Here is a 22,745-nt window from a genome sequence, read left to right as displayed (position 1 = left end):
ACTATTTTCATTGTAAAAGGCGTCATTTATTCCGGGTTTGCTGTGTCGGCTTCCTTTTTCCGGCTATTTTGCTGATTTATTGTGCCATCCGTCCGGCAATGGCCGAAGCACTGGAATGGTATCCGTTTCAAATCGACGAAAATAAACTCCCGGCAATTGCCGATTTTTCTGCACTGAATCACACGTTAAATCCGGCGGATCAGTTATTCGCGAAAGACGGACATTTTTTCCGGGTTGGGCCGGATCATCTGCCCCGCACCCGTGACGACCAGCGGGTCAGACTGTTTGGCATCAACCTGTCGGACGCTGCCAATTTCCCGCGCGAGGAAGATGCGCCGGTCATTGCGCGGCGTTTGCGGGCACTCGGGTTCAATGCGGTACGTCTGCATCATCTGGACTCGGTGCTGAGCGACAGTGATGAGCAGCCCCTGGGAATTCTGACGACTGGCGCTTTCCCCAGCTTTAACCAGACGGCACTCCATCGCTTGCGGGTATTTATGGATGCCCTGAAAGAAGAGGGACTGTATGTGAACCTGAATCTGCATGTCGGCTACACCTTCCGTTATGCAGTGGATCAGCTGACTCCCTTGCCGCCGGGCGCATCCATGCCGTTTGCCAGTCACCCCCTGCATTTGTTCGAGCCGCGCATGATCGCATTGCAGATCGAATATGCCCAGCAGCTGCTGCGCCGGTTGCAGTTGAACAATGACCCGGTGCTGGCGCTGGTGGAAATCAATAACGAGTCTTCGCTGACCGGCGCATGGCAAAGAAAACAGCTGGATCAGTTACCGGGTGAATACGAACGCATCTTGCAGCAACACTGGCAGCACTGGCTGGTGCGGCAACATGGCAGCCTGGCTCAGGCTTGCAGTCTGTGGCGAAGCTGTGACCTGCCCAAGCAGGGAGCGTTGCTGGTAAAAAGCACTGAAAATGCTGTTTTGGCGCACGGTGAAGGCTGGCTGGGGCGCGTGAAGTATTTTCTGTACCGCGTACTGAATCGTCTTGGATGGCAGGTACCGGACATACTTGAGCCCGGCCTGAAATTACATCAGGCCGGCGCCGGGCGCAGAGTATTGGATTTTGTCCGTTTCCTGGTCGAGATGGATAAACAATATGTCGATACCTTGCGTAATACCGTCCACGCCGAGGTGGGCGGCCTGGTTCCCGTGACAGGCACGCAGGCGTATTTCGGCGGCTTGCTGAATGTCGATACGCAACAGGACATGGATTACGTCGATGAGCATTTTTATGTAGATCATTACGACTTTCCGCATCAGTCCTGGGATAGCCATGACTGGCGTATCAGAGATCAGTCCGTGCTCCGCGAGGGATGGGACGGATTATTATCCAGAGCCTTTTATCGCGATGTCAGGAAACCGTTTGTCATCAGCGAATTCAATCAGGCGTATCCAAATCGTCAGAGTGCCGAAATTATCCCGGTCATGGCTGCGGTGGCCAGTGCGCAGGACTGGGACGGATTGTTTTTCTTTCAGTATGGCGATGGCAAGACCTGGAATGCTTTACCGGACAGTTTTGGGTTGAGCGGAATGACCGGTCAGCTGGTGCATGTCGGCATGTCTGCTGCCATGTTCCGCTATTTTCAGATTCCGGTGTTACGCGAACGGGAAATTCTTTCCGTGCCGGTTGAAAAACGCCAGATGCTGGGCGCATTGGGAGAGGGCGTTTCTTCCCCGGGCTATCTGGATTATCTGGAAAAACATGAACAGGTCAGCCCGCAGCAGGTGTTAACGCGCCAAATCTCGGTTGATTCTTCGCAGCCGTTGCAGGGAATTGTCGGTACGGGTTTGGCGACCGGAAAAGATCGGGAGCCGGGGCGTAGTGAAGGTCAGCAGAGTGACAACGCGGTGGTAAAAAATGAGAAGTTTCTCCGTTATAACGCAGAGTTGCATCATTTGCAGGTCATTACGCCGTACAGTGCTTTTTTTGCAGGAACCACAGCCTCAAGAATGATCGTCACGCAGGATATGCCATTTTTGCCGGTATTTGGTGGCAGGCACTATGGTGTGATGACATTGATGAGCCGCGATGCCTTGCCGTTGGTCACTTCGCGTCGCGTACTGCTCAGCCTCAGCGGCGCAACGACCGGCAGCCAGCCAGGCGAGATGCCGCAGCGTCCCAAAGAACTGATTTCCTATACCGGTGACAGGATGTGGTGGACGCTGGAGCCGGACCTGCCGCATACCCGCCAAATATCGGGAGCAAGAGACGCGACCGGTCCAGTATGGACGGAGCGGATTGCTGCCAGTTTTTTTTACCCGTCGCCGGCCAAACATCTGACCGTGTATCCCCTCGATGGGAATGGCAGCAGGCTGGCTGCTGTGCCCGATAAGGATGTTGCCGTCGTCAAAGGCGGTTTCTCTGTTACGCTGCATCAGTCATCCCCCTGGTTTGAGCTGATTTTTTCAGGCACGCGTTGAAATTTTCTCCTGGTGTAAAAGCTATTGATCCGGTGCGCGGCGTGATCTGATGCAGGTTACGCTGTGCATCTGTGTTGGCATGCCGGCAGAATAATCTTCTGAATCGAATATTCCCGGCAAAATATTGTAATGTGAAATTCATTTCTCGTATTGTGAAAAGATCGCCACTATTTGCACAAATTAATTTTCTCATTTTAAGAAAAGGTATTTCGTATCGCAAAAAAACAAATTTAAGTGTATGAATTTAAAAGAATAAATATTTGTTATATGTCTTATATAAGACCTTGTTGCTGCGCAAAAAATCTCCTATTATTGATCTCAACGGAATTCACATTTCATTTGTTTTGACCACAGGAGAGCAGCATGACAACACGCGCACAACAAGTAGCAGAATTGCAAAAAGACTGGGATACCAATCCACGCTGGAAAGGTATCAAGCGTAACTACACAGCAGAAGACGTAGTCCGTCTGCGTGGTTCCATCAAGGTGGAGCACACAATCGCGAAAAACGGTGCGATCAAGTTGTGGGATCTGGTCAATAACGAGCCATTCATCAATGCACTGGGCGCGTTGACCGGTAATCAGGCAATGCAACAGGTGAAAGCTGGCCTGAAAGCGATTTACCTGTCTGGCTGGCAGGTTGCTGGCGATGCCAACGTTGCTGGTGAAATGTATCCTGACCAATCCCTGTATCCAGCGAACTCTGTTCCGCTGGTCGTCAAGCGTATCAACAACACATTGACACGCGCTGATCAGATCCAATGGTCTGAAGGTAAAGACGATATCGATTTCTTTGCACCAATCGTTGCTGATGCGGAAGCCGGTTTCGGTGGTGTTCTGAATGCTTTTGAACTGATGAAAGCGATGATCGAAGCTGGCGCCTCTGGCGTTCACTTCGAAGATCAGCTGGCTTCCGTCAAGAAGTGCGGCCACATGGGCGGCAAGGTTCTGGTTCCTACCCGTGAAGCAGTTGAAAAGCTGAATGCGGCACGTCTGGCTGCGGACATCATGGGCACACCAACCGTGATTCTGGCGCGTACTGATGCCGAAGCCGCAGATTTGCTGACTTCTGATGTTGACGCAAACGACAAGCCATTCTGCACTGGCGAACGCACTGTTGAAGGTTTCTACAAAACTAAACCAGGTCTGGAGCAAGCGATTTCCCGTGGTCTGGCTTATGCTGAATATGCTGATCTGATCTGGTGCGAAACTGGTAAGCCTGACCTGGAATTTGCTAAAGCATTTGCCGATGCAATCCACGCCAAGTTCCCAGGCAAGCTGCTGTCCTACAACTGCTCGCCATCGTTTAACTGGAAGAAAAATCTGGATGACGCAACGATTGCGAAATTCCAGAAAGAACTCGGCGCAATGGGCTATAAATTCCAGTTCATCACACTGGCGGGCTTCCATGCACTGAACTACGGCATGTTCAACCTGGCTCATGGTTATGCACGTCGCCAGATGTCGGCATTCGTTGAACTGCAGGAAGCAGAATTTGCCGCGGCAGAAAAAGGCTTTACAGCAGTGAAGCATCAGCGTGAAGTCGGTACCGGCTATTTCGATGCAGTGACCCAGACTATCCAGCAAGGTCAGTCTTCGACAACCGCATTGCACGGCTCCACTGAAGATGAGCAATTCTTCGAAAAGAAAATCGCTTAATGCATTGCATGTTGCTCAATGACCGCCGGACGTTTGGTTCGGCGTCGTTCAGCAGGTCGGTGTGATGCCGGCAACAATCTCCCGTAGTAAAGAAAAAGCCGCACAGATTGTTTTCTGTGCGGCTTTTTGCTGTGCCGATGCCCTTGTCTATTCTGCGCGCGTGCCGGCTAGGATTGCCGGAGTTTTCGGCGTTCCCTGAGCAGAATGCCGAAAAAACGGCTGCCCTGAACCGTGTAGCGCTGCCACAGACGGCGGGGCTCTGAAGCCAGGCGCCAGAACCATTCCATGCCGATTTTTTGCATCCACAGAGGCGCTCTTTTTTTCTGACCAAGTGCAAACTCCATCGCTGCGCCGACGCACAGAATTAACGGCACATTCCCCGATTGAATTTCACGGCGATAACGAAAAGCGAAATATTCTTGCTTCGGCATGCCGAGGCAGATGAATAAAATAGCAGGACCGGCGTCCTGAATGCGCCCGATAGCGGTGTCAGCCTCATTGCCATCGGGAGTGAATTGCATGGATGGGCAAAAAATACTGACTGGCAGCCCCGGGTAGGTGCGGGCAAAGGCGTCCTGTAGTTCCTGTTCCTGTCCGGGCATGCCGCCGAGGATGAATACGGGCAGGTTTTTCTGTGCACATTGCTTGCACAGGGCGACGAATAAATCTGCGCCGGTGACGCGTTCCGGTAGCGGGTTGCTGGTCATTTTGCTGGCCCAGACCACGGGCATGCCATCTGCAAAAATATAATCTGCCGTGGCATACAGGTTTTTGAATTCTGGCTGCTGATCCAGCCGCACAATATGATCGACATTCGGCGTCACCACGATCTGGGATGGCTGATCGTGCCGGGTGGCGGCGGTCATCAAGGTTTGGCTGGCTTCATGAAAGCGCATGCTCCGGATCGGCAAATCAAACAGGGTTGTGATGCGGTTGTCGGCGCTTGGCATGGTTATGATTGGAATCTGGGTGATCTTTGAATTATCGCAGAACTTCCTGTCTTTTCAGGCGCCTGCTCAGAAAAACAATCGGTGAGAGTACAATGAAAAATTACACATCCGATCAATGAGTTTGATGATGACACGCAGAACCAGAATCAAGATTTGCGGCCTGACCCGGCCTGAAGATGTGGCAAGCGTGATTGCTGCCGGGGCAGATGCGGTTGGGCTGGTGTTTTATCCGGCCAGCCCGCGCTATGTGACGCCCGCGCAGGCGGCAGATCTGTTGCGTACTTTTCCTCCCTTTGTGATGTCTGTGGGATTGTTTGTGAATGTGACTGAGCCTGAATTGCGCACCGTGCTGGAGCAGGCTCCGGTACAGTTGTTACAATTTCATGGTGATGAAACGCCGCAGCAGTGTGCCATGCTGGCTGCCGGCGTGCAGCGGCCGTTTATCCGGGCATACCGTATCAGGCCTGACACAAGCGCTGACGATTTGCTAGAATGTGAGCGTGCATATCGTGATGCAAGTCCTTTGTTTAATGGTTTGCTGCTGGATACCTTCGTGGATGGTTACGGCGGCGGTGGAAAGGTGTTTGATTGGTCTCTCATTCCAAAAGAGCTCGCGCCTCGGGTCGTTTTAAGTGGTGGCTTGAGCGTTCAAAATGTGACTGGCGCAGTTAGTCAGGTGCGGCCTTTTGCGGTCGATGTCAGCAGTGGCGTCGAGCTGTCGAAAGGTGTAAAGGATGAGGTAAAGGTGCAGGCGTTTATTCGTGCAGTGCATGAAGCCTGCCGGTAATGCCGGGATGTGGCGCAGACTGTGCGCTGCTTTCCGGATATGCCAGACTAAGACACGGGCGGGCTGCCACTGCCATGAGCGCAGCGCATGACCGCCGGACAAAGGATGATTATGAAAGAATTACAATCCCTCGACGCTCAGTTCGAGCGTCAATCCCTGAATCAGCAGACAAAGCAAGCCATTTACCAGTCTGCCGGCTATCACTTGCCGGATAGCCGAGGTCATTTCGGTCCTTATGGCGGCAGCTTTGTTTCCGAAACGCTGACGCATGCCCTGAATGAACTGCGGGATGCTTATGCCAAGTATCAGCACGATCCGGCGTTTCTGGCTGAATTCAGAAATGAACTGAAATATTTTGTCGGCCGGCCATCCCCGGTTTATCACGCCAGGCGCTGGTCCGATCTGATTGGTGGCGCGCAGATTTACTTTAAGCGTGAAGATCTGAATCATACCGGGGCGCATAAGATCAATAACGTCATCGGCCAGGCTTTGCTGGCAAAGCGCATGGGGAAGCCGCGAGTGATCGCTGAGACCGGCGCTGGTCAGCATGGCGTGGCAACAGCCACTATCTGCGCACGTTTTGGCCTGGAGTGCGTGGTGTACATGGGGTCGGAAGACGTGAAGCGTCAGGCGCAGAATGTTTACCGGATGAAGTTGCTCGGCGCCACGGTGGTGCCGGTCGAATCGGGTTCAAAGACCCTGAAAGACGCCTTGAATGAAGCGATGCGCGACTGGGTGGCGAATGTCGATAACACGTTTTATATCATCGGCACCGTGGCGGGACCACATCCGTATCCGATGATGGTGCGGGATTTTCAGTCGGTGATCGGTGAAGAATGTCTGTGGCAGATGCCGGAACTGACCGGACGTCAGCCCGATTATGTGGTGGCTTGTGTTGGCGGCGGTTCAAATGCGATGGGCATTTTTTATCCTTACATCGATCATCGAGAAACCCGGCTGATCGGCGTCGAGGCGGCAGGTGACGGCATGGAAAGTGGCCGCCATTCAGCCTCGCTGACGGCGGGTTCCCCCGGCGTGCTGCATGGTAACCGGACCTATCTGCTGCAGGATGAAAACGGACAGGTCATTGAAACGCATTCCGTTTCCGCCGGACTGGATTACCCCGGAGTCGGGCCGGAGCATGCTTGGCTGAAGGACAGTGGCCGCGCCGAATACGTGACGATTACCGATGAAGAAGCATTAAAGGCATTCCATGATTGCTGCCGGATTGAAGGCATTATTCCGGCGCTGGAATCCAGTCATGCGCTCGCCTATGCCACCAAGCTGGCGGCGACATTGCCCAAAGATCAGATTGTGCTGGCCAATTTGTCAGGCCGTGGTGATAAGGATATGCATACGGTTGCCGAGCGCGCCGGATTGAAATTCTGACTGCGGTTCAGGCAGAAAAAATCAGAAAGACTCAGAAAAACAGATACTCCCCCATATTTTTGAGGAAATTCTTCTGAAGTCCACAAAAAATAAGGATTTCAAAACATACTGGGGGGAGTATCTGGATTCTGAGAATGCATCCTGACACACTTTATGGCCCGTAATGACGGGCAGATCAACAGGTTTTCTACTATGTCAAAGATAAAAAGTACCCTGGCTGCACTGGCAGCACACAACAGAAAAGCACTGATTCCTTTTATTACTGCCGGAGACCCGGCACCCGCCATGACGGTGCCGCTGATGCATGCTCTGGTCGAGGGCGGGGCGGATATTATTGAGTTGGGTGTCCCTTTCTCCGACCCGATGGCGGATGGCCCGGTCATTCAGCGCGCATCGGAGCGGGCGCTGCAATTTGGAGTTGGTTTGCGTGATGTATTACAATTCGTCCGCGAATTTAGAGTAAACAATCAAAAAACGCCGGTCGTGCTGATGGGATATGCCAATCCGGTCGAACGCATGGGGCAGCAGGCTTTTATCCGCCAGGCTGCCGAAGCCGGAGTGGACGGAGTGCTCGTGGTGGATTATCCGCCCGAGGAGTGCGAAGAATTCGCATCGGAAATGCAGCAACATGACATGGACACTATTTTCCTGCTGGCGCCGACATCCACCGATGAGCGCATGGCTCAGGTTGGAAAGATTGCCAGCGGTTATGTGTATTATGTGTCGCTGAAAGGGGTTACCGGTTCCGGTAATCTGGATCTGGCTGCGGTTGCAGACATGATCCCGCGGATCAGGAAGCACGTGAACGTACCGGTAGGCGTCGGTTTCGGTATCCGTGACGGCGCCACTGCAAGAGCGGTCAGCTCAGTGGCAGACGGCGTGGTAATTGGGTCCCGTATTATTCAGGAGCTGGAAAACACCCCGTCTGAACAGGCAGTTGCTGCAGTAAAAAGTTTTATTTCTGGTGTCAGACAGGCGTTGGACGAGTAAAATACGCGCCTGCTGTTAAAAAACAGATCGCTGAACGGTTCTTGCACCAGAGAATCAGACACTGGCAAACCCCTGGGGTTGCCAGTAGCAATGAGGAGAAAACATGAGTTGGTTAGAAAAACTGTTGCCACCGCGCATACAACGTTCGGAATCCGCAAACCGGAAATCGATTCCTGAGGGACTCTGGGTCAAGTGCCCGTCCTGCGAGGCTGTGTTGTACCGTTCTGATCTGGAAGCCAATATTCATGTCTGCCCGAAATGCAGTCATCACATGCGTATCAGTGCCCGCGAACGCCTCGACGCTTTGCTCGACGCCGGCGGCCGCTATGAAATCGGACAGGAAATCCTACCTGTTGATACGCTGAAATTCAAAGACAGTAAAAAATACACAGACCGTCTGAAAGACGCGCTGGAAGGTACCGGGGAAACCGATTCCATGGTTGTGATGGGCGGCTCCATCATGGCTGTGCCGGTCGTTGTGTCCTGTTTCGCCTATGAATTCATGGCCGGTACGATGGGCTCTGTACTGGGTGAGCGTTTTGTCCGTGGTGCGCAGGCTGCGCTGGAGCAGAAAGTGCCGTTTATTTGCATTACTGCCAGTGGTGGCGCCCGTATGCAGGAAGGCGTGCTGTCGCTGATGCAGATGGCAAAAACAACCTCCATGCTGACGAAATTATCTGAAAAGAAATTGCCTTTCATCTCGGTACTGACTGACCCGACCACAGGCGGCGTTTCGGCCTCGTTTGCGTTCCTGGGCGATGTCGTGATTGCCGAGCCGAAAGCGCTGATTGGCTTCGCCGGTCCGCGCGTGATTGAAAATACCGTTCGTGAAAAACTGCCGGAAGGTTTCCAGCGTTCTGAATTCCTGCTGCAGAAAGGTGCGATTGACATGATTGTCGACCGCCGCAAGATGCGTGAGGAAATTGCCCGTTTGTTAGCCTTGCTGCAAAGCCAGCCTGCTGAAGCCGTTGCCTGATTTTCTCTTTACTCTGATACCCCAAGCCCGAAACGCTGTTCTTCGGGCTTTTTTTATCTTATGCCAAATTTACCCGTAAGCTTGCCGGAATGGCTGACGCTGCTTGAAACGCGTCACTCGAAAGAAATCGACATGGGACTGGAGCGCGTTGCTTCAGTTAAAGACCGCCTGCATTTGCAGTTCCATTGCCCTGTCATTATGGTGGCGGGAACCAATGGCAAGGGCTCGACCTGTGCCATGCTGGAATCGATTCTGATGCAGGCCGGCTACCGGGTTGGGCTGTACAGCAAGCCACATTTTCTTGATTTCAATGAGCGTGCCCGTATCAATGGCGAAAACGTCAGCGACGCGGTGTTGATCAAGGCATTTGCAGCGGTGGAGCAGGCGAGGGAGGCTACCTCGCTGACCTACTTTGAATTCACTACGCTGGCAATCTGCCAACTATTGTCGGAAGCGCCGCTGGATGTGGTGATTCTGGAAGTCGGGCTGGGCGGACGTCTGGATGCGGTGAATGTGATTGATGCCGATGTGTCTGTCGTGACCAGTATCGATATTGATCACACTGATTACCTCGGCGATACCCGCGAAAAAATCGGCTTTGAGAAGGCTGGAATATTCCGCCCCGGTAAAGCGGCTATTTGCGCTGATCCGCTGCCGCCGCAATCGCTGATTGACCATGCGAATGCGATTGGTGCCGACCTCTGGTTGTTTGGCCGCGATTTTAATTACAACGGCGATAAACAGCAGTGGAATTACGGCGGCCGTTCCCAGCGGCGCAATTCGCTCGGGTATCCGAGTCTGCGCGGCGCGAATCAGTTGCTGAATGCGGCGGCGGTACTGGCTGCGCTGGAAGCATTGCGGATTGAGTTACCGGTGGGGGCGCAAGAGGTTCGTACCGGACTGGCGATGGTCGATTTACCCGGGCGTTTTCAGGTGATGCCCGGCCGGCCGTCCGTCGTGCTGGATGTGGCGCATAACCCGCATGCAGCGGCGACGCTGTCCCAGAATCTCGACAACATGGGTTTTCATGCTTATACCTACGCCGTTTTCGGTTCCATGCTGGACAAAGATATTGACGGTGTGATCGCACATCTGAAAGGAAAGATTGACCATTGGTATGTGACCGGCCTGCCGCTGCCACGGGCGGCAACGGCATTGCAGCTGAAACAGAAACTGCTGGACGCCGGAGTGCTGGCTGATCCGGAAAAAACCATCCAGACCTTTGATTCTCCTGAGCAGGCGTATGCACAGGCCATGAGTCAGGCGGGTGAAAATGATAGAATAGTGGTCTTCGGTTCTTTCCTGACGGTGGCGGGTGTGATGCGCGCCAGAAGGTCAGCGCTGCATTAAGACAATTTTGCGGATTTACCCTTGATTTTCAGGGGTAAAACAATGTCCACCAAACAGATTATTCGCTCATGGGTTTGTTCTCGCGTTTTAAAAAACAGGAAACATCTGACAGCCACGACAGCGGCGAATTCCGCTCCCGTGCCGAAGAAGACAGCGTACAGTCGCGCAGCCGCAGCAAGAAGGCCGATACCAGCCGCCGTAAAGCGGATGATCCTATCCTGCCCGAAAAAAAACGCGCCAGAAGACGCCTGATTGGTGCGGTCGCACTGGCGCTGGCGGCTATCATCGGTTTGCCAATGCTGCTCGACTCTGAACCCAGACCCCTGCCGGATGATATCGCCATCAGGATTCCCTCCAAAGACAACAAGGCAAATGACAGCAGCGCCAGCCAGCCGGCAGAACCGGTCAATCCACGTAAAACAATCGTCAGTGCCGATGATGCCGGAGAAGAAATTATCGATCCTGTCAGCGCAGACAAGGTAAAGCGGGATATCCCTCAGCCTGCCGGAAAAACTGCTGCCGTAGTGGCTGCCGGGGCGGCAACGGTCGCCACCGTGACGGCGCTCAGTCAGAACCGGTCGGAAAAAGCAGCAACAGCGACGTCGACCGCACCTGCGCGGACTGACGGCAAAAATGACAATCTCTCCGCTGTGAAGCCTGATACCCGCAATGAACTCAGGGCTGAGCCAAAAGCAGAAGTAAAAGCCGATACAAAAACAGCCGTCAGACAAGGGGACAAAGACCCTGTCAAAGAACCTGCTGCAAAAGCAGAACGCAAAACCGAACACGCCGATATCAAGCCGGCCGCTTCCGCTAATCTGGCTGTCAAAACACAGAAACCTGCCGGTGACGAGGATGAGGCAGCCCGTGCGATGGCGATTCTGGAAGGAAAAGCGCCGCCCAGACCGGTTGCCAAACCTGCTGGCAAAACAGAGGTTGCCGAAAAATCTTCAGCTTACCAGGTACAGGTGGCGGCATTGGCCAGCCAGGATAAGGTGGATGAACTACAGTCAAAACTGAAAGCCGCCGGCATCCGTTCCTATACGCAGAAAGTGGCAACTGCTTCAGGCGAAAAAATTCGTGTGCGGGTTGGCCCGTTTGCCTCTAAGGACGAGGCGGAAAAAATGCGCGCCCGATTAGTGAAACAGGGACTCAATGGCACGCTGGTGCCGAATTAACCGGATGCATTCATCGTGACGCTTTTTGACTATGTGGTTCTGATCATCCTGATTTGTTCTATCGTGATCAGTACGATGCGCGGCCTGATCAAAGAGATTCTTTCGCTGGTGAGCTGGATCGTTGCTTTTGTGGTTGCCAACGCCTACAGCGAAGTACTGGCTGGCTGGCTGCCATCGCTTTTCCCGGGGCAGATTGTCCGGTTGATTATTGCGTTTCTGGCCTTGTTTATCGGTGTCCGTTTGTTGATGGCGCTGGTCATGATGGCGGTCGATGCGGTGATCAAGGCGAGCGGCCTGTCGCTGGCAGACCGTGGTCTGGGTGGATTATTTGGACTGGCACGCGGTTGCGTGCTGGTATTGGCAGCTGTGCTGGTGTGCGGGATGACCTCCATGCCGCAGCAGGCATTCTGGAAAAATGCCGTGTTCAGTCCTTTGGCAGAAACCGCAGCGAATACGGTGATTCCGTTTTTGCCGGCGTCGGTTTCCAGTCATGTACGGTTTTAATTTGTCTTTTTAGGAGTCCACCATGTGTGGCATCGTCGGTGTTGTTTCAAGTAATCCCGTTAATCAACTGATCTATGATGCGCTGTTATTGCTGCAGCATCGTGGTCAGGATGCGGCTGGTATCGCCACCAGTCACGGCAATAAATTTGCGATGCATAAAGCGAATGGTCTGGTGCGCGACGTGTTCCGCACCCGCAATATGCGCTCCCTGCCGGGTAATGTCGGTATTGGTCAGGTTCGTTATCCGACAGCGGGTTCGACCAGTGAAGAAGAGGCGCAGCCATTTTACGTGAATGCGCCGTTCGGTATTGTGTTGGCGCATAACGGCAATCTGACGAATGCGGTCGAACTCAAAATCGAATTGTTCAAAAATGACCGCCGTCATCTGAATACGGATTCCGACTCAGAAGTGTTGCTCAATATCCTGGCGCATCAGATTCAGGAAGTGACCAGCGGCTATTCGCTGGACCCGGAGGCATTGTTCCGCGCGGTGGCCATGCTGCATCGCCGGGTGCGCGGATCATATGCGGTCGTGGCGCAGATTGCCGGTTACGGCTTGCTGGCTTTCCGCGACCCATACGGCATTCGTCCTCTGTGTATCGGCGTATCTCACACAGAAGTGGGTGTCGAATACATGATTGCCAGCGAATCGGTCGCACTGGAAGGTCTGGGATTTAAATTTTTGCGTGACGTGGAACCGGGCGAAGCCCTGTTCATCGATCTGAATGGTCAGCTGTATCAGCAGCAATGTGCTGAAAACCCCAGCCTTAACCCCTGCGCGTTTGAATATGTGTATCTGGCGCGTCCAGACTCGATTATCGACGGTGCATCCGTTTATCTGACCCGCCTGAAAATGGGCGAATATCTGGCAGAGAAAGTCCGTAATCAGTTTGGACATGGCGAGATTGACGTGGTGATGCCGATTCCCGATTCCTCCCGTCCATCGGCGATGGAGCTGGCGCAGAAGCTGAATCTGGAGTACCGCGAAGGTTTTATCAAAAACCGCTATATTGGCCGTACGTTTATGATGCCGGGGCAGTCTGTGCGCCGCAAATCTGTCCGCCAGAAACTCAATGCGATCAGCCAGGAATTCAAAGGGAAGAGCGTTTTGCTGGTGGATGATTCCATCGTACGCGGAACGACCAGCCGTGAGATCGTGCAGATGGCGCGCGAGTCCGGCGCCAAGCGCGTGATATTTGCTTCGGCGGCGCCGCCGGTGCAGTTCCCTAATGTGTACGGCATTGATATGCCAACCCGCAGCGAGCTGATTGCCTATGGCCGCAGCGAAGAAGAAGTGTGCCGCGAAATTACGGCGGATGCGCTGGTGTATCAGGACGTCTCTGCCATGAAACGTTCTATTGCAGACGTGAATCCGGCACTGAGAAATATTGAGGCATCCTGCTTCGATGGTTTTTACGTAACCGGCGATGTCACGCCGGCTTATCTCGACAAGCTGGAAGCCGCGCGCAGCAACCCTCGCCCAGAGACGGAGGACTTGCTGCGTTCGCAGCTGAATCTGAATTTGTCTGGTCAGTCTGACTGAATCAGACTACTCCCGGTACAGCGTGAACTGTGAGATCAAAAGCCTGTCCTGAGTTTCAGGGCAGGCTTTTTTTACGGGAGTATAGGCTAAAAATGGCTGCTTCTCAGCGTCAATAAAGAGGTTTTAAATATACTGGGTGGGAGTATGTTGGTGTGATAATTTCTCTGCTGACCTCGTTTCAGTGATTCACCGCCAGTGTCATTGCAGGTGAGCCGGGAGGTATCACAAAGTATCGGTGACGCTTGCCTGTTTCAATACCATACAAAACGGAAGCCCCGCATACTGGTGCGTGCCGGCTGATAAAAATACAATGAGACCGTTTTGATGAGGCGGCATTGCTACGGTGCGCGGAAAGCGGATGCCGGTGAATTCCGGCTCATCGTTCAGTGCTGTTTAAGGTACTGCATGTCGTCATAAAACGGCACAGTGTGAAGCCGACATTTTCATTTTTTTCCATGCTGATTCTCTACCGTATTTCACCGCTGACGCTGGCTATTGCCGCCACATTGTTACCTGTACCGATTGTCCGGGCGCAGGAGACCGCCAATAACCCGGTCAGGACCGCAGATGATCCTAAGGCATTACCAGCTAAAACGCAGCCAAATAAAGCCGGCAAGGAAAACGCAGATTCAGTCCAGAAAGTCACGATCAGCGGAGCGCGTTCCGAGATGGACGAGCGGCGTCAGGCGACCGCCGCAAAATTGATTTTTGGCCGCGATGAATTAGACAGGAATGGCGACACCAGTATCGGTGAAGTGTTAAAGCGCCTGCCGGGTGTGACTATGGGTGGGCGCCCGGGGCGCGGCGGTGACATCCGTATGCGCGGGATGGGCAATGGTTATACCCAGATTCTCATTAATGGCGAGCGCCCCCCCCGTGGCTTTTCGATGGACTCGCTGACGCCGGATCAGGTCGAGCGGATTGAAATTGTACGCGGTGCAGTAGCGGAATTCAGTACACAGGCAATTGCCGGGACGATCAATATCGTTTTGCGCGAGGAATACAAGCAGAAAAATACCGATCTCAAGATGTCGCTCGGTTCCGAGCAGGGGCGCCTTGCACCGAATGTGTCCCTGACTTATCCGGGCGAGATCGGCAATCTGAGTTATGCCATCAGCGGCTCAGTATTTCAGAACCGGCAGCATGACGATACAGAAACCGCCACCCAGGAGCAGGATGGCGCCGGAAATACGACGCTGCTGCAGAATCAACATGATCTGACCAATCGCCAGACTACCGGTATTCACCTGACGCCGCGTTTTAATTATCGCTTTGAAAATGGCGACACCCTGATGCTGCAGCCTTTTCTGATGAATTCCCGCAGTGATTCGAGTGGGCAAAGTCAGGTTGATCTGCTTTACCGGTCACCAACTTTGCTGGCGCCTGCGCCTTATGCATCGGCGTCGTCTTCCGCCCATGCGGATACGACATTTTTGCGCGGCTTTGGAAACTGGCAACATCGCTTTGAGGACAACAGCAGACTGACCGTGAAATTTGGCGGTGGCGTGGGCAAAATGGACAGTTCCTCGCTGCGGACGCAATTCGATCAGAGCGGGCATCAGATTGACCTGATCACTGATGTCAACAATACCCGTGACAGCAGTCTGAATACCGGCGGCAAATATATGCGTCCGCTTGGAGAGGGACAGACTCTGGCGGCAGGATGGGAGCTGGAAGCCGGCAAACGCACCCAGACCCGCACATCGCTCGACAACGGTCTGCCCCAGTTTGCTGATTCCGGCGATAATCTGGATGCCAGCACAAGACGCATTACCTTGTTTGTGCAGGATGAATTCGATATCAATCCGCAGCTCGCCGCCTATGCAGGATTACGCTGGGAAGGTATTCATACTTCCAGCACACTGTCTTCCGGTGCTGTGAATAATGACAGCCGTGTCTGGAGTCCGATTGTGCACGGAGTCTGGCGGATTCCTGATTCCAGGGATCAGTTCCGGATTGGCCTCAGCAGCACTTACCGGGCGCCAGCGTTGAATGATCTGATCGCCTTACCCAGTATTTCCAACCTGAACAGCCCGACCCGACCAGACCGTACCGGTAATCCGAATCTGAAGCCGGAGCTGTCCAAGGGACTTGATCTCGCTTTTGAGCATTATCTGACCCGTGCCGGAATTCTGAGCGCTAACCTGTTTGTCCGCAGCATTGATGATCTGATGCGACGCACCACGCAGCTGGTAAATACCTCAACTGGTCCGCGCTGGGTTTCTTCCCCGGTCAATATTGGTCATGCCATCACCAAAGGCGTGGAGCTGGAAGCGAAATTTCAGTTGCAGGAGTTTTTCCCGAACGGGCCAGCCATTGATTTTCGCAGCAATTACAGTCATTTCTGGTCCAGTGTCGATGATATTCAGGGACCGAATAACCGCCTTGATACGCAGCCATCCCAGACTGCCAACCTCGGAATGGACTATCGTGTTGGCGGCACACCGCTGACTTTGGGGGGGAATGTGAACTGGACGCCGGCGTATTACACCCAGTCCACCAATCAGCAGCTCAGTTTTACGGGTATTAAACGACAATTGGATTTATATGGCCTCTGGAAATTCTCTCCCGACCTGCAATTGCGTCTCTCCGCCAATAACCTGCAGGGCAGTGATTTCCTGAGCAGCAGCCAGCTCACAACTGCAAACCTGAGCCATATTGATTACATAACCGCCAGAACCTACACCACCTGGACCTTGCGCCTGGAAATGAAGCTGTAAGACTTTGCAACCTGGAAGCCGGGCTGCTGCAGCGCAATAGAAACAGCAGGAGTACAATCAGACCTGAATTAATGTGTTGTGTGAAATAGTTTGTTCAAGGTTGATTATGTCTGTCCTGTTATTGAATGCGGATCTGCATTGCCATTCCACCGTTTCCGACGGTGTCCTGTCTCCTGCCACGCTGGCGCAGCGCGCTGCCGACAACGGGGTTGAGCTGTGGGCGCTGACCGATCATGATGAAGTCAGTGGCATTGCCGGGGCGCGCGCTGCGGCGCAGTCACTGGGTATGCCTTTTGTTGCGGGGGTTGAAATTTCCGTAACCTGGGCTGGTAAGACCGTGCATATTGTCGGCCTGGGTATTGATGAGCAGAATTCTGCGCTGGTACAGGGACTGGCGAAAACCCGTTCCGGACGCGAGCGCCGCGCGCATGACATGGCGGATGATCTGGCGCGTACTGCAGGCATTCACGGTACTTTTGAGGGCGCATTGCGGTATGTGGGCAATCCTGACCTGATTTCCCGCTCGCATTTCGCCCGCTATCTGGTGGAAATTGGCGCCTGCAGCTCGGTGGCGGAAGTATTCCGGCATTATCTGGCCGATGGAAAGCCCGGCTTTGTGCCGCATCGCTGGGCCACGCTGACAGAAGCTGTTGACTGGATACGCGGCGCAGGCGGTCAGGCAGTGATTGCGCATCCGGGAAGATATGAGTTCAGCCCGCTTGCCTTTGACAGCCTGTTTCATGAATTCCGCACGCTGGGCGGCGTCGCCATTGAAACCGTCACTGGCAGCCATACGCCGGATCAGTACGACGAGTACACCCGCATCGCGAATCGGTATGGTTTTCTGGTATCCCGTGGTTCCGACTTCCATTCACCGGAAGATGCCGAAGTCGATATTGGCCGCTTGCCAGCACTGCCCGCGGCATCCAGAGCAGTCTGGGAAAACTGGTCGCTGGCTTGAAATCAGGGCATCACATCCCCATATGCACGCCAATTGATTGACTTTTTCCTTCTATCGGGAGAATCCGGATGAAACGTATTGTTCTGTTTTTGCTGACCAATCTGGCTGTCATGGCAGTGATGTCCATTGTGCTTTCTGTACTCGGGGTAAACCGCTATCTGACCGCCAATGGCCTGCAAATGGGCACGCTGATGGCGTTTTCGCTGGTCGTCGGTTTTACCGGGGCTATTTTTTCCCTGCTGATCAGCAAACCCATGGCCAAATGGTCCACCGGAGCGCGCGTGATCGAAGCGCCCGCGTCATCGACCGAACTGTGGCTGGTTAATACCGTCAGGGCATTGTCGGAGCGTGCCGGTATTGCGATGCCGGAAGTTGCTGTCTACAACGGCGAGCCAAACGCTTTTGCAACCGGCGCATTTAAAAATTCTGCACTCGTCGCGGTTTCCACCGGTCTGCTTGAAAGTATGACGAAGGAAGAGGTGGAGGCGGTGCTCGGACACGAAGTGGCGCACATTGCTAATGGCGACATGGTCACGATGACGCTGATTCAGGGCGTGGTGAATACCTTTGTCGTTTTCCTGGCGCGGGTTGTCGGATACGCGATTGATAAAACAGTGTTCCGGAATGGTGATGATGACCGGCCAGGTATTGGTTACATGATTACCGTGTTTGTCTGTGAAATGATTTTCGGCATCGCCGCATCCATGATTGTGGCATGGTTTTCACGTCAGCGTGAATTCCGGGCTGATGCCGGTTCAGCGCGGCTGCTGGGAAATCGCCAGCCGATGATTCATGCTCTGGCGCGACTCGGCGGTATGGAGCCGGGTGAATTACCGAAATCGATGGCCGCAGCGGGAATCAGCGATCAGCCAGGCTGGAGCGCTTTATTTTCTTCGCATCCTCCGATGGAAGAACGTATCGCGGCATTGCAAAATCTGAAATAATGTCCGTGTAGTGATTTGCGGCGGTAGCTTTGGCTGCCGCCTTATTCTTTTTATGAGCCAATTCTTTCAAATTCATCCCGATAATCCTCAGCTGCGGCTGATTAAGCAGGCGGTGCAGATCATTGATCAGGGCGGTGTGGTCGCTGTTCCGACGGATTCCTGTTATGCGCTGGTATGCCATCTGGATGACAAAGAGGCGGTCATGCGTTTGCGTCGCATCCGCGGGGTGGATGAAAAACACCATCTGACTTTATTGTGCCGGGACCTGTCCGAGATTGCCTTGTACGCAAAGGTGGACAACCGCCAGTATCGCTTGCTGAAGGCGGCAACTCCCGGGCCTTACACCATGATTCTGGAAGCGACTAAAGAAGTGCCGCGCAGACTGAGCCATCCGCAACGAAAAACCATCGGTTTGCGGGTGCCTGAGAATAAAATCATTCATGCGCTGATCCATGAATTGGGGCAACCCTTGCTGGCAACCACACTCATCTTGCCTGATGAGAGTGAGCCGCTGACTGATGCTGAACAGATTCGCCAAAAGCTCGAGAAACTGGTGGATTTGGTCATCGACGGCGGAGCCTGCAGTTTATCACCTACAACCGTGATTGATATGACGCACGATACGCTGGAGCTGGTCCGGCAGGGGCGCGGGGATGCCAGTTTGTTCGGCTTGTAATTTTGCTTGTCAATAACCGGCCAACAGATTGAATACTGCGTTCTGTGGCGGATGATTTTCCGGGTACCTGAATCTGAATGAGAGTGACTGAAATTTTATGAATGAATTGATACAGACCGTGCTGGTTTATGCGTTGCCAGTGATTTTTGCAATCACCCTGCATGAAGCTGCGCATGGCTACGCAGCGAAATATTTCGGTGACATGACAGCATACAGCCAGGGCAGGGTAAGCCTGAACCCGATAGTGCATATTGATCCGCTGGGGACGATTGTGATTCCTGCTGTCCTCTATGTGGCAACAGGAGGCGCTTTTTTGTTCGGCTATGCCAAGCCGGTGCCGGTTAATTTCTCACAATTGCGCAAACCGAAAAGAGACATGGCGTGGGTCGCGCTGGCGGGGCCTGCTGCCAATTTTGTCATGGCCATTGGCTGGGTGTGCATGGATATACTCTTGCAGGCAGGCGGCGTTACTGAACCGTATTTCCTGAAAATGGCGAATGCGGGTCTGCTGACCAATCTGGTCATGTTTGCGTTTAATCTGTTCCCTGTGCCGCCGCTGGATGGGGGGCGGATATTAGTCAGCCTGCTGCCTTATAAGCTGGCGTATAAATTTGCCCAGATCGAACCATATGGATTTTTCATTGTGATGGCACTGGTGATGCTGCATGTGCTGCAATTCTGGCTGATGCCTGTCATGATGGTGTCCAGCATGCTGATACAGTTGCTCTTGTCGCCACTGACGCTGCTGCTGGGCGTATAGCCGGGAAAAATTTATGCAACAAGCTGCCGTCGTTTCTTCTGTGCAAGCAGTACCACCGTCCGGCTGGGTCCGGCGATTCACCCCGTTATTGCCGCCAGGCCTGTGTCTGGATCTCGCTTGTGGCGGTGGCCGGCACACGCAGTGGCTGTTGGCGCAGGGCAGACCGGTACTGGCGCTGGATCGCGATCCAGCTGCATTGCATGCGCTGCAGCAGCTTGGTGCCGAAACGATGCTGCATGATCTCGAATCCGGGCCGGACGGTGTGAACTGGCCGTTTGGCGAACATACGTTTGACAGTGTCATTGTCTGTAATTATCTGCACAGACCGTTATTCCCGCATTTGCTCTCCAGCCTGAAAGAGGGGGGCTTGCTGATTTATGAAACATTTTCAGATGGCAATGCGCAGTTCGGCCGACCATCCAACCCGGATTTTCTGCTGCGTACTGGCGAACTTCTGCAGCAAATGCAGTCTAATCCTCTTGTGCAGATGCAGATCATTGCTTATGAAAATGGTGTTGTTGAAACTCCCAGGGTCGCGATGGTGCAGAGAATATGTGCCCGCAAGGCCAGCGCACTGACTGCGCTGGATTCCCTTTGCCTCCGGACGGCGGCACTTTGAGTCTTAATTCCAGCTATTTACATTCCATTTGCGCCCAGACTGATGGTGTATCCGCTACAATCGGGGTTTTACTTTTTTTCTTGCACTAACATGACAAATATTCAGGGAAGTCTGGTCGCGATTGTGACCCCTATGCACGCGGATGGCAGTCTTGATTTGCCATGCTTGCGCAAACTGATCGACTGGCATATTGCAGAAGGAACTGATGGCATTGTGATCGTTGGAACTACTGGCGAATCGCCGACAGTTTCAGTTGAAGAACACTGCGAGCTGATCCGTGTGACGGTAGAGCATGCAAATAAGCGCATTCCCATCATTGCCGGTTCTGGTGGCAATTCCACTGTTGAAGCCATTGAACTGACCAAGTTTGCCAAACAGATCGGTGCTGATGCGTCCCTGCAGGTCGTGCCTTACTATAACCGTCCGACTCAGGAGGGAATGTACCAGCACTTCAAAAAAATCGCTGAATCTGTCGATATTCCTGTCATTTTGTATAACGTCCCAGGCCGTACTGTCGCGGATATGTCGAACGATACGATCTTGCGCCTGGCTCAGGTGCCGGGCATTATCGGTGTGAAAGATGCAACAGGTAATATTGCGCGTGGCACAGACCTGATCCGCCTCGCTCCTGAAGATTTTGCCGTGTATTCGGGTGACGATGCGACTGCTATGAGCCTGATGTTTTGCGGTGGTAAAGGAAATATCTCCGTCACTGCAAACGTTGCACCAAAAGCCATGAGCGAACTGTGTGCGGCAGCGATGCGCGGAGACATCCGTCAGGCCGTCAGCATCAATAATCGTATGTTGCCTTTGCATAACAAGTTATTCATTGAACCAAACCCATTGCCGGTGAAATGGGCGATGACAGAAATGGGGCTGATCCCGTCAGGAATCCGTTTGCCGCTCGTTCCGCTCGCGGACTCGTATCACGAAACTGTGCGTGCAGCGATGCGTGAAGCAGGTGTATTACAATAAGCATCCCCGGCGGACAATGTCATGCATTGTCCGCGGCGCAGGTGCAGTTTAATTGATTATCAATCTAGGGACTTTCACATGGCAAAAAGCTTTGTCGCCAAAAATGGGATTATCGGAGCGGTCGCAATTATCGGATTAGCCGGTTGCAGCTCGATCAGTAATATGATCGAGCCCAATAAAATTGATTATAAGAGTGCAGGAAAAGTGACAACTGCTTCGCTGGAGGTCCCGCCTGATTTAACCCAGATTCGCCGTGACAGCCGTTTTGCTATTCCTGATGCGAATAAAAGCAGCGCAACTGCTTCCAGTTACAATCTGGAAAAAGGTGTGAAGCAGACGACTGGTACGACAGCAACAGTCGCTCCGCTGCAACTGAAAAATATGCGCATCATGCGTGATGGTTCCCAGCGCTGGCTGGTTGTCGGGCAAGCGCCTGAAGCGTTATGGCCGCAGATTAAAGATTTCTGGCAAGAACTGGGTTTCCTGATCAATGTAGAAAATCAGGAAGCTGGCGTCATGGAAACGGACTGGGCGGAAAACCGGGCAAAGATTCCACAAGACATTATCCGCAGTACGCTGGGTAAAGTCATTGACTCGCTGTACTCGACAGGCGAACGGGATAAATTCCGTACCCGACTGGAGCGCAGTGCGAATGGCGAAGTCGAAATCTATATCAGCCACCGTGGCGCGCAGGAAGTGGTGACCGGCGCACAGAAGGATGGCACGATCTGGACTCCGCGCCCGGCAGATCCTGGCCTGGAGGCGGAATTTCTGTCCCGCCTGATGGTTCGCCTGGGTTCTGATGCGGAAACAGCGAAAGCTGCTGTGACGACTGCTGCTGCTCCGGTGAAGCCACGTTCACAACTGCTGAAGAGTGGTGAGCTGAGCTATGTTGAGGTAGATGAGGGCTTTGAGCGTTCATGGCGTCGTGTTGGACTGGCGCTGGACCGCGTCGGATTCACTGTTGAAGACCGGGATCGTTCTCAGGGATTGTATTTTGTTCGCTATATTGATCAGGATATAGATGCCAAGTCGAAAGGTGCCAGTGAAGGTTTCTTCTCCAGATTGTTCTCATTTGGTTCTTCAAGCGATGCAGCCAAAGATGCCAAGCGGTATCGTATCCTGGTAAAAAATGCAGGAAATGGCGAAGTAAGTCATATCTCTGTTCATAACAATGACGGCAAGATTGATTCTTCGCCAGTTGCTGAAAAGATTTTGCAACTGTTGAATGAACAATTGAAGTAAACGCAATAAAATCAGATACAAAAAAAGCACGGATTTCCGTGCTTTTTTTGTATCTGCATTCTTCTGGAGGGGGAAAGTTCA

19 protein-coding genes are annotated in these 22,745 nt (G+C 53.2%); 18 read left to right on the top strand and 1 reads right to left on the bottom strand.

From position 1 onward, the window contains the following. The first annotated feature begins 98 nt into the window (after positions 1-98). Positions 99-2,438, top strand: coding sequence for a hypothetical protein (locus H8K27_RS13515; RefSeq protein WP_186863697.1), 2,340 nt, complete (start codon positions 99-101; stop codon positions 2,436-2,438). A 363-nt stretch (positions 2,439-2,801) separates the two neighbouring features. Beyond that, positions 2,802-4,097, top strand: a complete 1,296-nt coding sequence (gene aceA / locus H8K27_RS13510; RefSeq protein ID WP_186863696.1) for an isocitrate lyase — start codon at positions 2,802-2,804, stop codon at positions 4,095-4,097. A gap of 167 nt (positions 4,098-4,264) precedes the next feature. On the opposite strand, the gene H8K27_RS13505 is transcribed toward aceA, so the two are convergent. Further along, on the bottom strand, positions 4,265-5,047 hold the full coding sequence (locus H8K27_RS13505) for a WecB/TagA/CpsF family glycosyltransferase (RefSeq protein ID WP_230419298.1): 783 nt from the start codon (positions 5,045-5,047) through the stop codon (positions 4,265-4,267). A gap of 124 nt (positions 5,048-5,171) precedes the next feature. Between H8K27_RS13505 and H8K27_RS13500 the strand changes: the two genes are divergently transcribed. The 16 genes from H8K27_RS13500 (at position 5,172) to bamC (ending at position 22,664) form a co-directional block, all read left to right on the top strand. Beyond that, positions 5,172-5,834, top strand: a complete 663-nt coding sequence (locus H8K27_RS13500; RefSeq protein WP_268977368.1) for a phosphoribosylanthranilate isomerase — start codon at positions 5,172-5,174, stop codon at positions 5,832-5,834. Between the two features lie 111 nt (positions 5,835-5,945). Next, entirely contained in the window at positions 5,946-7,223 is a 1,278-nt protein-coding gene (trpB, locus tag H8K27_RS13495) for a tryptophan synthase subunit beta (RefSeq protein WP_186863695.1), read from the top strand. Positions 7,224-7,415: 192 nt separating this feature from the next. After that, entirely contained in the window at positions 7,416-8,213 is a 798-nt protein-coding gene (gene trpA, locus H8K27_RS13490; RefSeq protein ID WP_186863694.1) for a tryptophan synthase subunit alpha, read from the top strand. A 103-nt stretch (positions 8,214-8,316) separates the two neighbouring features. After that, positions 8,317-9,189: an acetyl-CoA carboxylase, carboxyltransferase subunit beta gene (gene accD / locus H8K27_RS13485; protein ID WP_186863693.1), complete on the top strand. Its 873-nt coding sequence runs from the start codon at positions 8,317-8,319 to the stop codon at positions 9,187-9,189. A 60-nt stretch (positions 9,190-9,249) separates the two neighbouring features. Beyond that, positions 9,250-10,539: a bifunctional tetrahydrofolate synthase/dihydrofolate synthase gene (gene folC / locus H8K27_RS13480; protein ID WP_186863692.1), complete on the top strand. Its 1,290-nt coding sequence runs from the start codon at positions 9,250-9,252 to the stop codon at positions 10,537-10,539. 68 nt (positions 10,540-10,607) lie between these two features. Next, positions 10,608-11,717 carry an SPOR domain-containing protein gene (locus H8K27_RS13475; protein ID WP_186863691.1) on the top strand — a complete coding sequence of 370 codons (1,110 nt, stop codon included), beginning with the start codon at positions 10,608-10,610 and terminating at the stop codon, positions 11,715-11,717. Between the two features lie 15 nt (positions 11,718-11,732). After that, positions 11,733-12,221: a CvpA family protein gene (locus H8K27_RS13470; protein WP_176803645.1), complete on the top strand. Its 489-nt coding sequence runs from the start codon at positions 11,733-11,735 to the stop codon at positions 12,219-12,221. Between the two features lie 22 nt (positions 12,222-12,243). Then, complete coding sequence (purF, locus tag H8K27_RS13465; protein WP_186863690.1) at positions 12,244-13,764, top strand: amidophosphoribosyltransferase; 1,521 nt, start codon at positions 12,244-12,246, stop codon at positions 13,762-13,764. A 455-nt stretch (positions 13,765-14,219) separates the two neighbouring features. Further along, positions 14,220-16,484: a TonB-dependent receptor plug domain-containing protein gene (locus H8K27_RS13460; RefSeq protein WP_230419296.1), complete on the top strand. Its 2,265-nt coding sequence runs from the start codon at positions 14,220-14,222 to the stop codon at positions 16,482-16,484. 106 nt (positions 16,485-16,590) lie between these two features. Further along, the gene (locus H8K27_RS13455) at positions 16,591-17,445 is read left to right on the top strand and encodes a 3',5'-nucleoside bisphosphate phosphatase (RefSeq protein ID WP_186863689.1); all 855 of its coding nucleotides are present in this window, start codon (positions 16,591-16,593) and stop codon (positions 17,443-17,445) included. 68 nt (positions 17,446-17,513) lie between these two features. Then, positions 17,514-18,389, top strand: coding sequence for a protease HtpX (htpX, locus tag H8K27_RS13450; protein WP_186863688.1), 876 nt, complete (start codon positions 17,514-17,516; stop codon positions 18,387-18,389). Positions 18,390-18,441: 52 nt separating this feature from the next. After that, a complete protein-coding gene (locus H8K27_RS13445) occupies positions 18,442-19,065 on the top strand; it encodes an L-threonylcarbamoyladenylate synthase (protein WP_186863687.1) in 624 nt (207 codons plus the stop codon). 97 nt (positions 19,066-19,162) lie between these two features. Further along, positions 19,163-19,825: a site-2 protease family protein gene (locus tag H8K27_RS13440; protein WP_186863686.1), complete on the top strand. Its 663-nt coding sequence runs from the start codon at positions 19,163-19,165 to the stop codon at positions 19,823-19,825. Positions 19,826-19,838: 13 nt separating this feature from the next. Beyond that, the gene (locus H8K27_RS13435; RefSeq protein WP_186863685.1) at positions 19,839-20,444 is read left to right on the top strand and encodes a class I SAM-dependent methyltransferase; all 606 of its coding nucleotides are present in this window, start codon (positions 19,839-19,841) and stop codon (positions 20,442-20,444) included. A 90-nt stretch (positions 20,445-20,534) separates the two neighbouring features. Next, positions 20,535-21,419: a 4-hydroxy-tetrahydrodipicolinate synthase gene (gene dapA, locus H8K27_RS13430; protein ID WP_186863684.1), complete on the top strand. Its 885-nt coding sequence runs from the start codon at positions 20,535-20,537 to the stop codon at positions 21,417-21,419. A gap of 78 nt (positions 21,420-21,497) precedes the next feature. Next, a complete protein-coding gene (gene bamC / locus H8K27_RS13425; protein WP_186863683.1) occupies positions 21,498-22,664 on the top strand; it encodes an outer membrane protein assembly factor BamC in 1,167 nt (388 codons plus the stop codon). The last annotated feature ends 81 nt before the right edge of the window (positions 22,665-22,745 follow it).

Origin of the sequence: Cognatundibacterium griseum, assembly GCF_014284195.1 — a bacterium.
In the GTDB taxonomy this organism is placed as follows: domain Bacteria; phylum Pseudomonadota; class Gammaproteobacteria; order Burkholderiales; family Burkholderiaceae_D; genus Undibacterium; species Undibacterium griseum.
The sequence above is the reverse complement of the archived record's forward strand: the minus strand, read 5'-3'. Positions and strand labels throughout refer to the sequence as shown.

Excerpts from the sequence above, each read along its gene's own strand:
- H8K27_RS13515 (WP_186863697.1), top strand. The coding sequence starts at position 99 with ATGGCCGAAGCACTGGAATGGTATCCGTTTCAAATCGACGAAAATAAA.
- aceA (WP_186863696.1), top strand. The coding sequence starts at position 2,802 with ATGACAACACGCGCACAACAAGTAGCAGAATTGCAAAAAGACTGGGAT.
- H8K27_RS13505 (WP_230419298.1), bottom strand. The coding sequence starts at position 5,047 with ATGCCAAGCGCCGACAACCGCATCACAACCCTGTTTGATTTGCCGATC.
- H8K27_RS13500 (WP_268977368.1), top strand. The coding sequence starts at position 5,172 with ATGATGACACGCAGAACCAGAATCAAGATTTGCGGCCTGACCCGGCCT.
- trpB (WP_186863695.1), top strand. The coding sequence starts at position 5,946 with ATGAAAGAATTACAATCCCTCGACGCTCAGTTCGAGCGTCAATCCCTG.
- trpA (WP_186863694.1), top strand. The coding sequence starts at position 7,416 with ATGTCAAAGATAAAAAGTACCCTGGCTGCACTGGCAGCACACAACAGA.
- accD (WP_186863693.1), top strand. The coding sequence starts at position 8,317 with ATGAGTTGGTTAGAAAAACTGTTGCCACCGCGCATACAACGTTCGGAA.
- folC (WP_186863692.1), top strand. The coding sequence starts at position 9,250 with ATGCCAAATTTACCCGTAAGCTTGCCGGAATGGCTGACGCTGCTTGAA.
- H8K27_RS13475 (WP_186863691.1), top strand. The coding sequence starts at position 10,608 with ATGGGTTTGTTCTCGCGTTTTAAAAAACAGGAAACATCTGACAGCCAC.
- purF (WP_186863690.1), top strand. The coding sequence starts at position 12,244 with ATGTGTGGCATCGTCGGTGTTGTTTCAAGTAATCCCGTTAATCAACTG.
- H8K27_RS13460 (WP_230419296.1), top strand. The coding sequence starts at position 14,220 with ATGCTGATTCTCTACCGTATTTCACCGCTGACGCTGGCTATTGCCGCC.
- H8K27_RS13455 (WP_186863689.1), top strand. The coding sequence starts at position 16,591 with ATGTCTGTCCTGTTATTGAATGCGGATCTGCATTGCCATTCCACCGTT.
- htpX (WP_186863688.1), top strand. The coding sequence starts at position 17,514 with ATGAAACGTATTGTTCTGTTTTTGCTGACCAATCTGGCTGTCATGGCA.
- H8K27_RS13445 (WP_186863687.1), top strand. The coding sequence starts at position 18,442 with ATGAGCCAATTCTTTCAAATTCATCCCGATAATCCTCAGCTGCGGCTG.
- H8K27_RS13440 (WP_186863686.1), top strand. The coding sequence starts at position 19,163 with ATGAATGAATTGATACAGACCGTGCTGGTTTATGCGTTGCCAGTGATT.
- H8K27_RS13435 (WP_186863685.1), top strand. The coding sequence starts at position 19,839 with ATGCAACAAGCTGCCGTCGTTTCTTCTGTGCAAGCAGTACCACCGTCC.
- dapA (WP_186863684.1), top strand. The coding sequence starts at position 20,535 with ATGACAAATATTCAGGGAAGTCTGGTCGCGATTGTGACCCCTATGCAC.
- bamC (WP_186863683.1), top strand. The coding sequence starts at position 21,498 with ATGGCAAAAAGCTTTGTCGCCAAAAATGGGATTATCGGAGCGGTCGCA.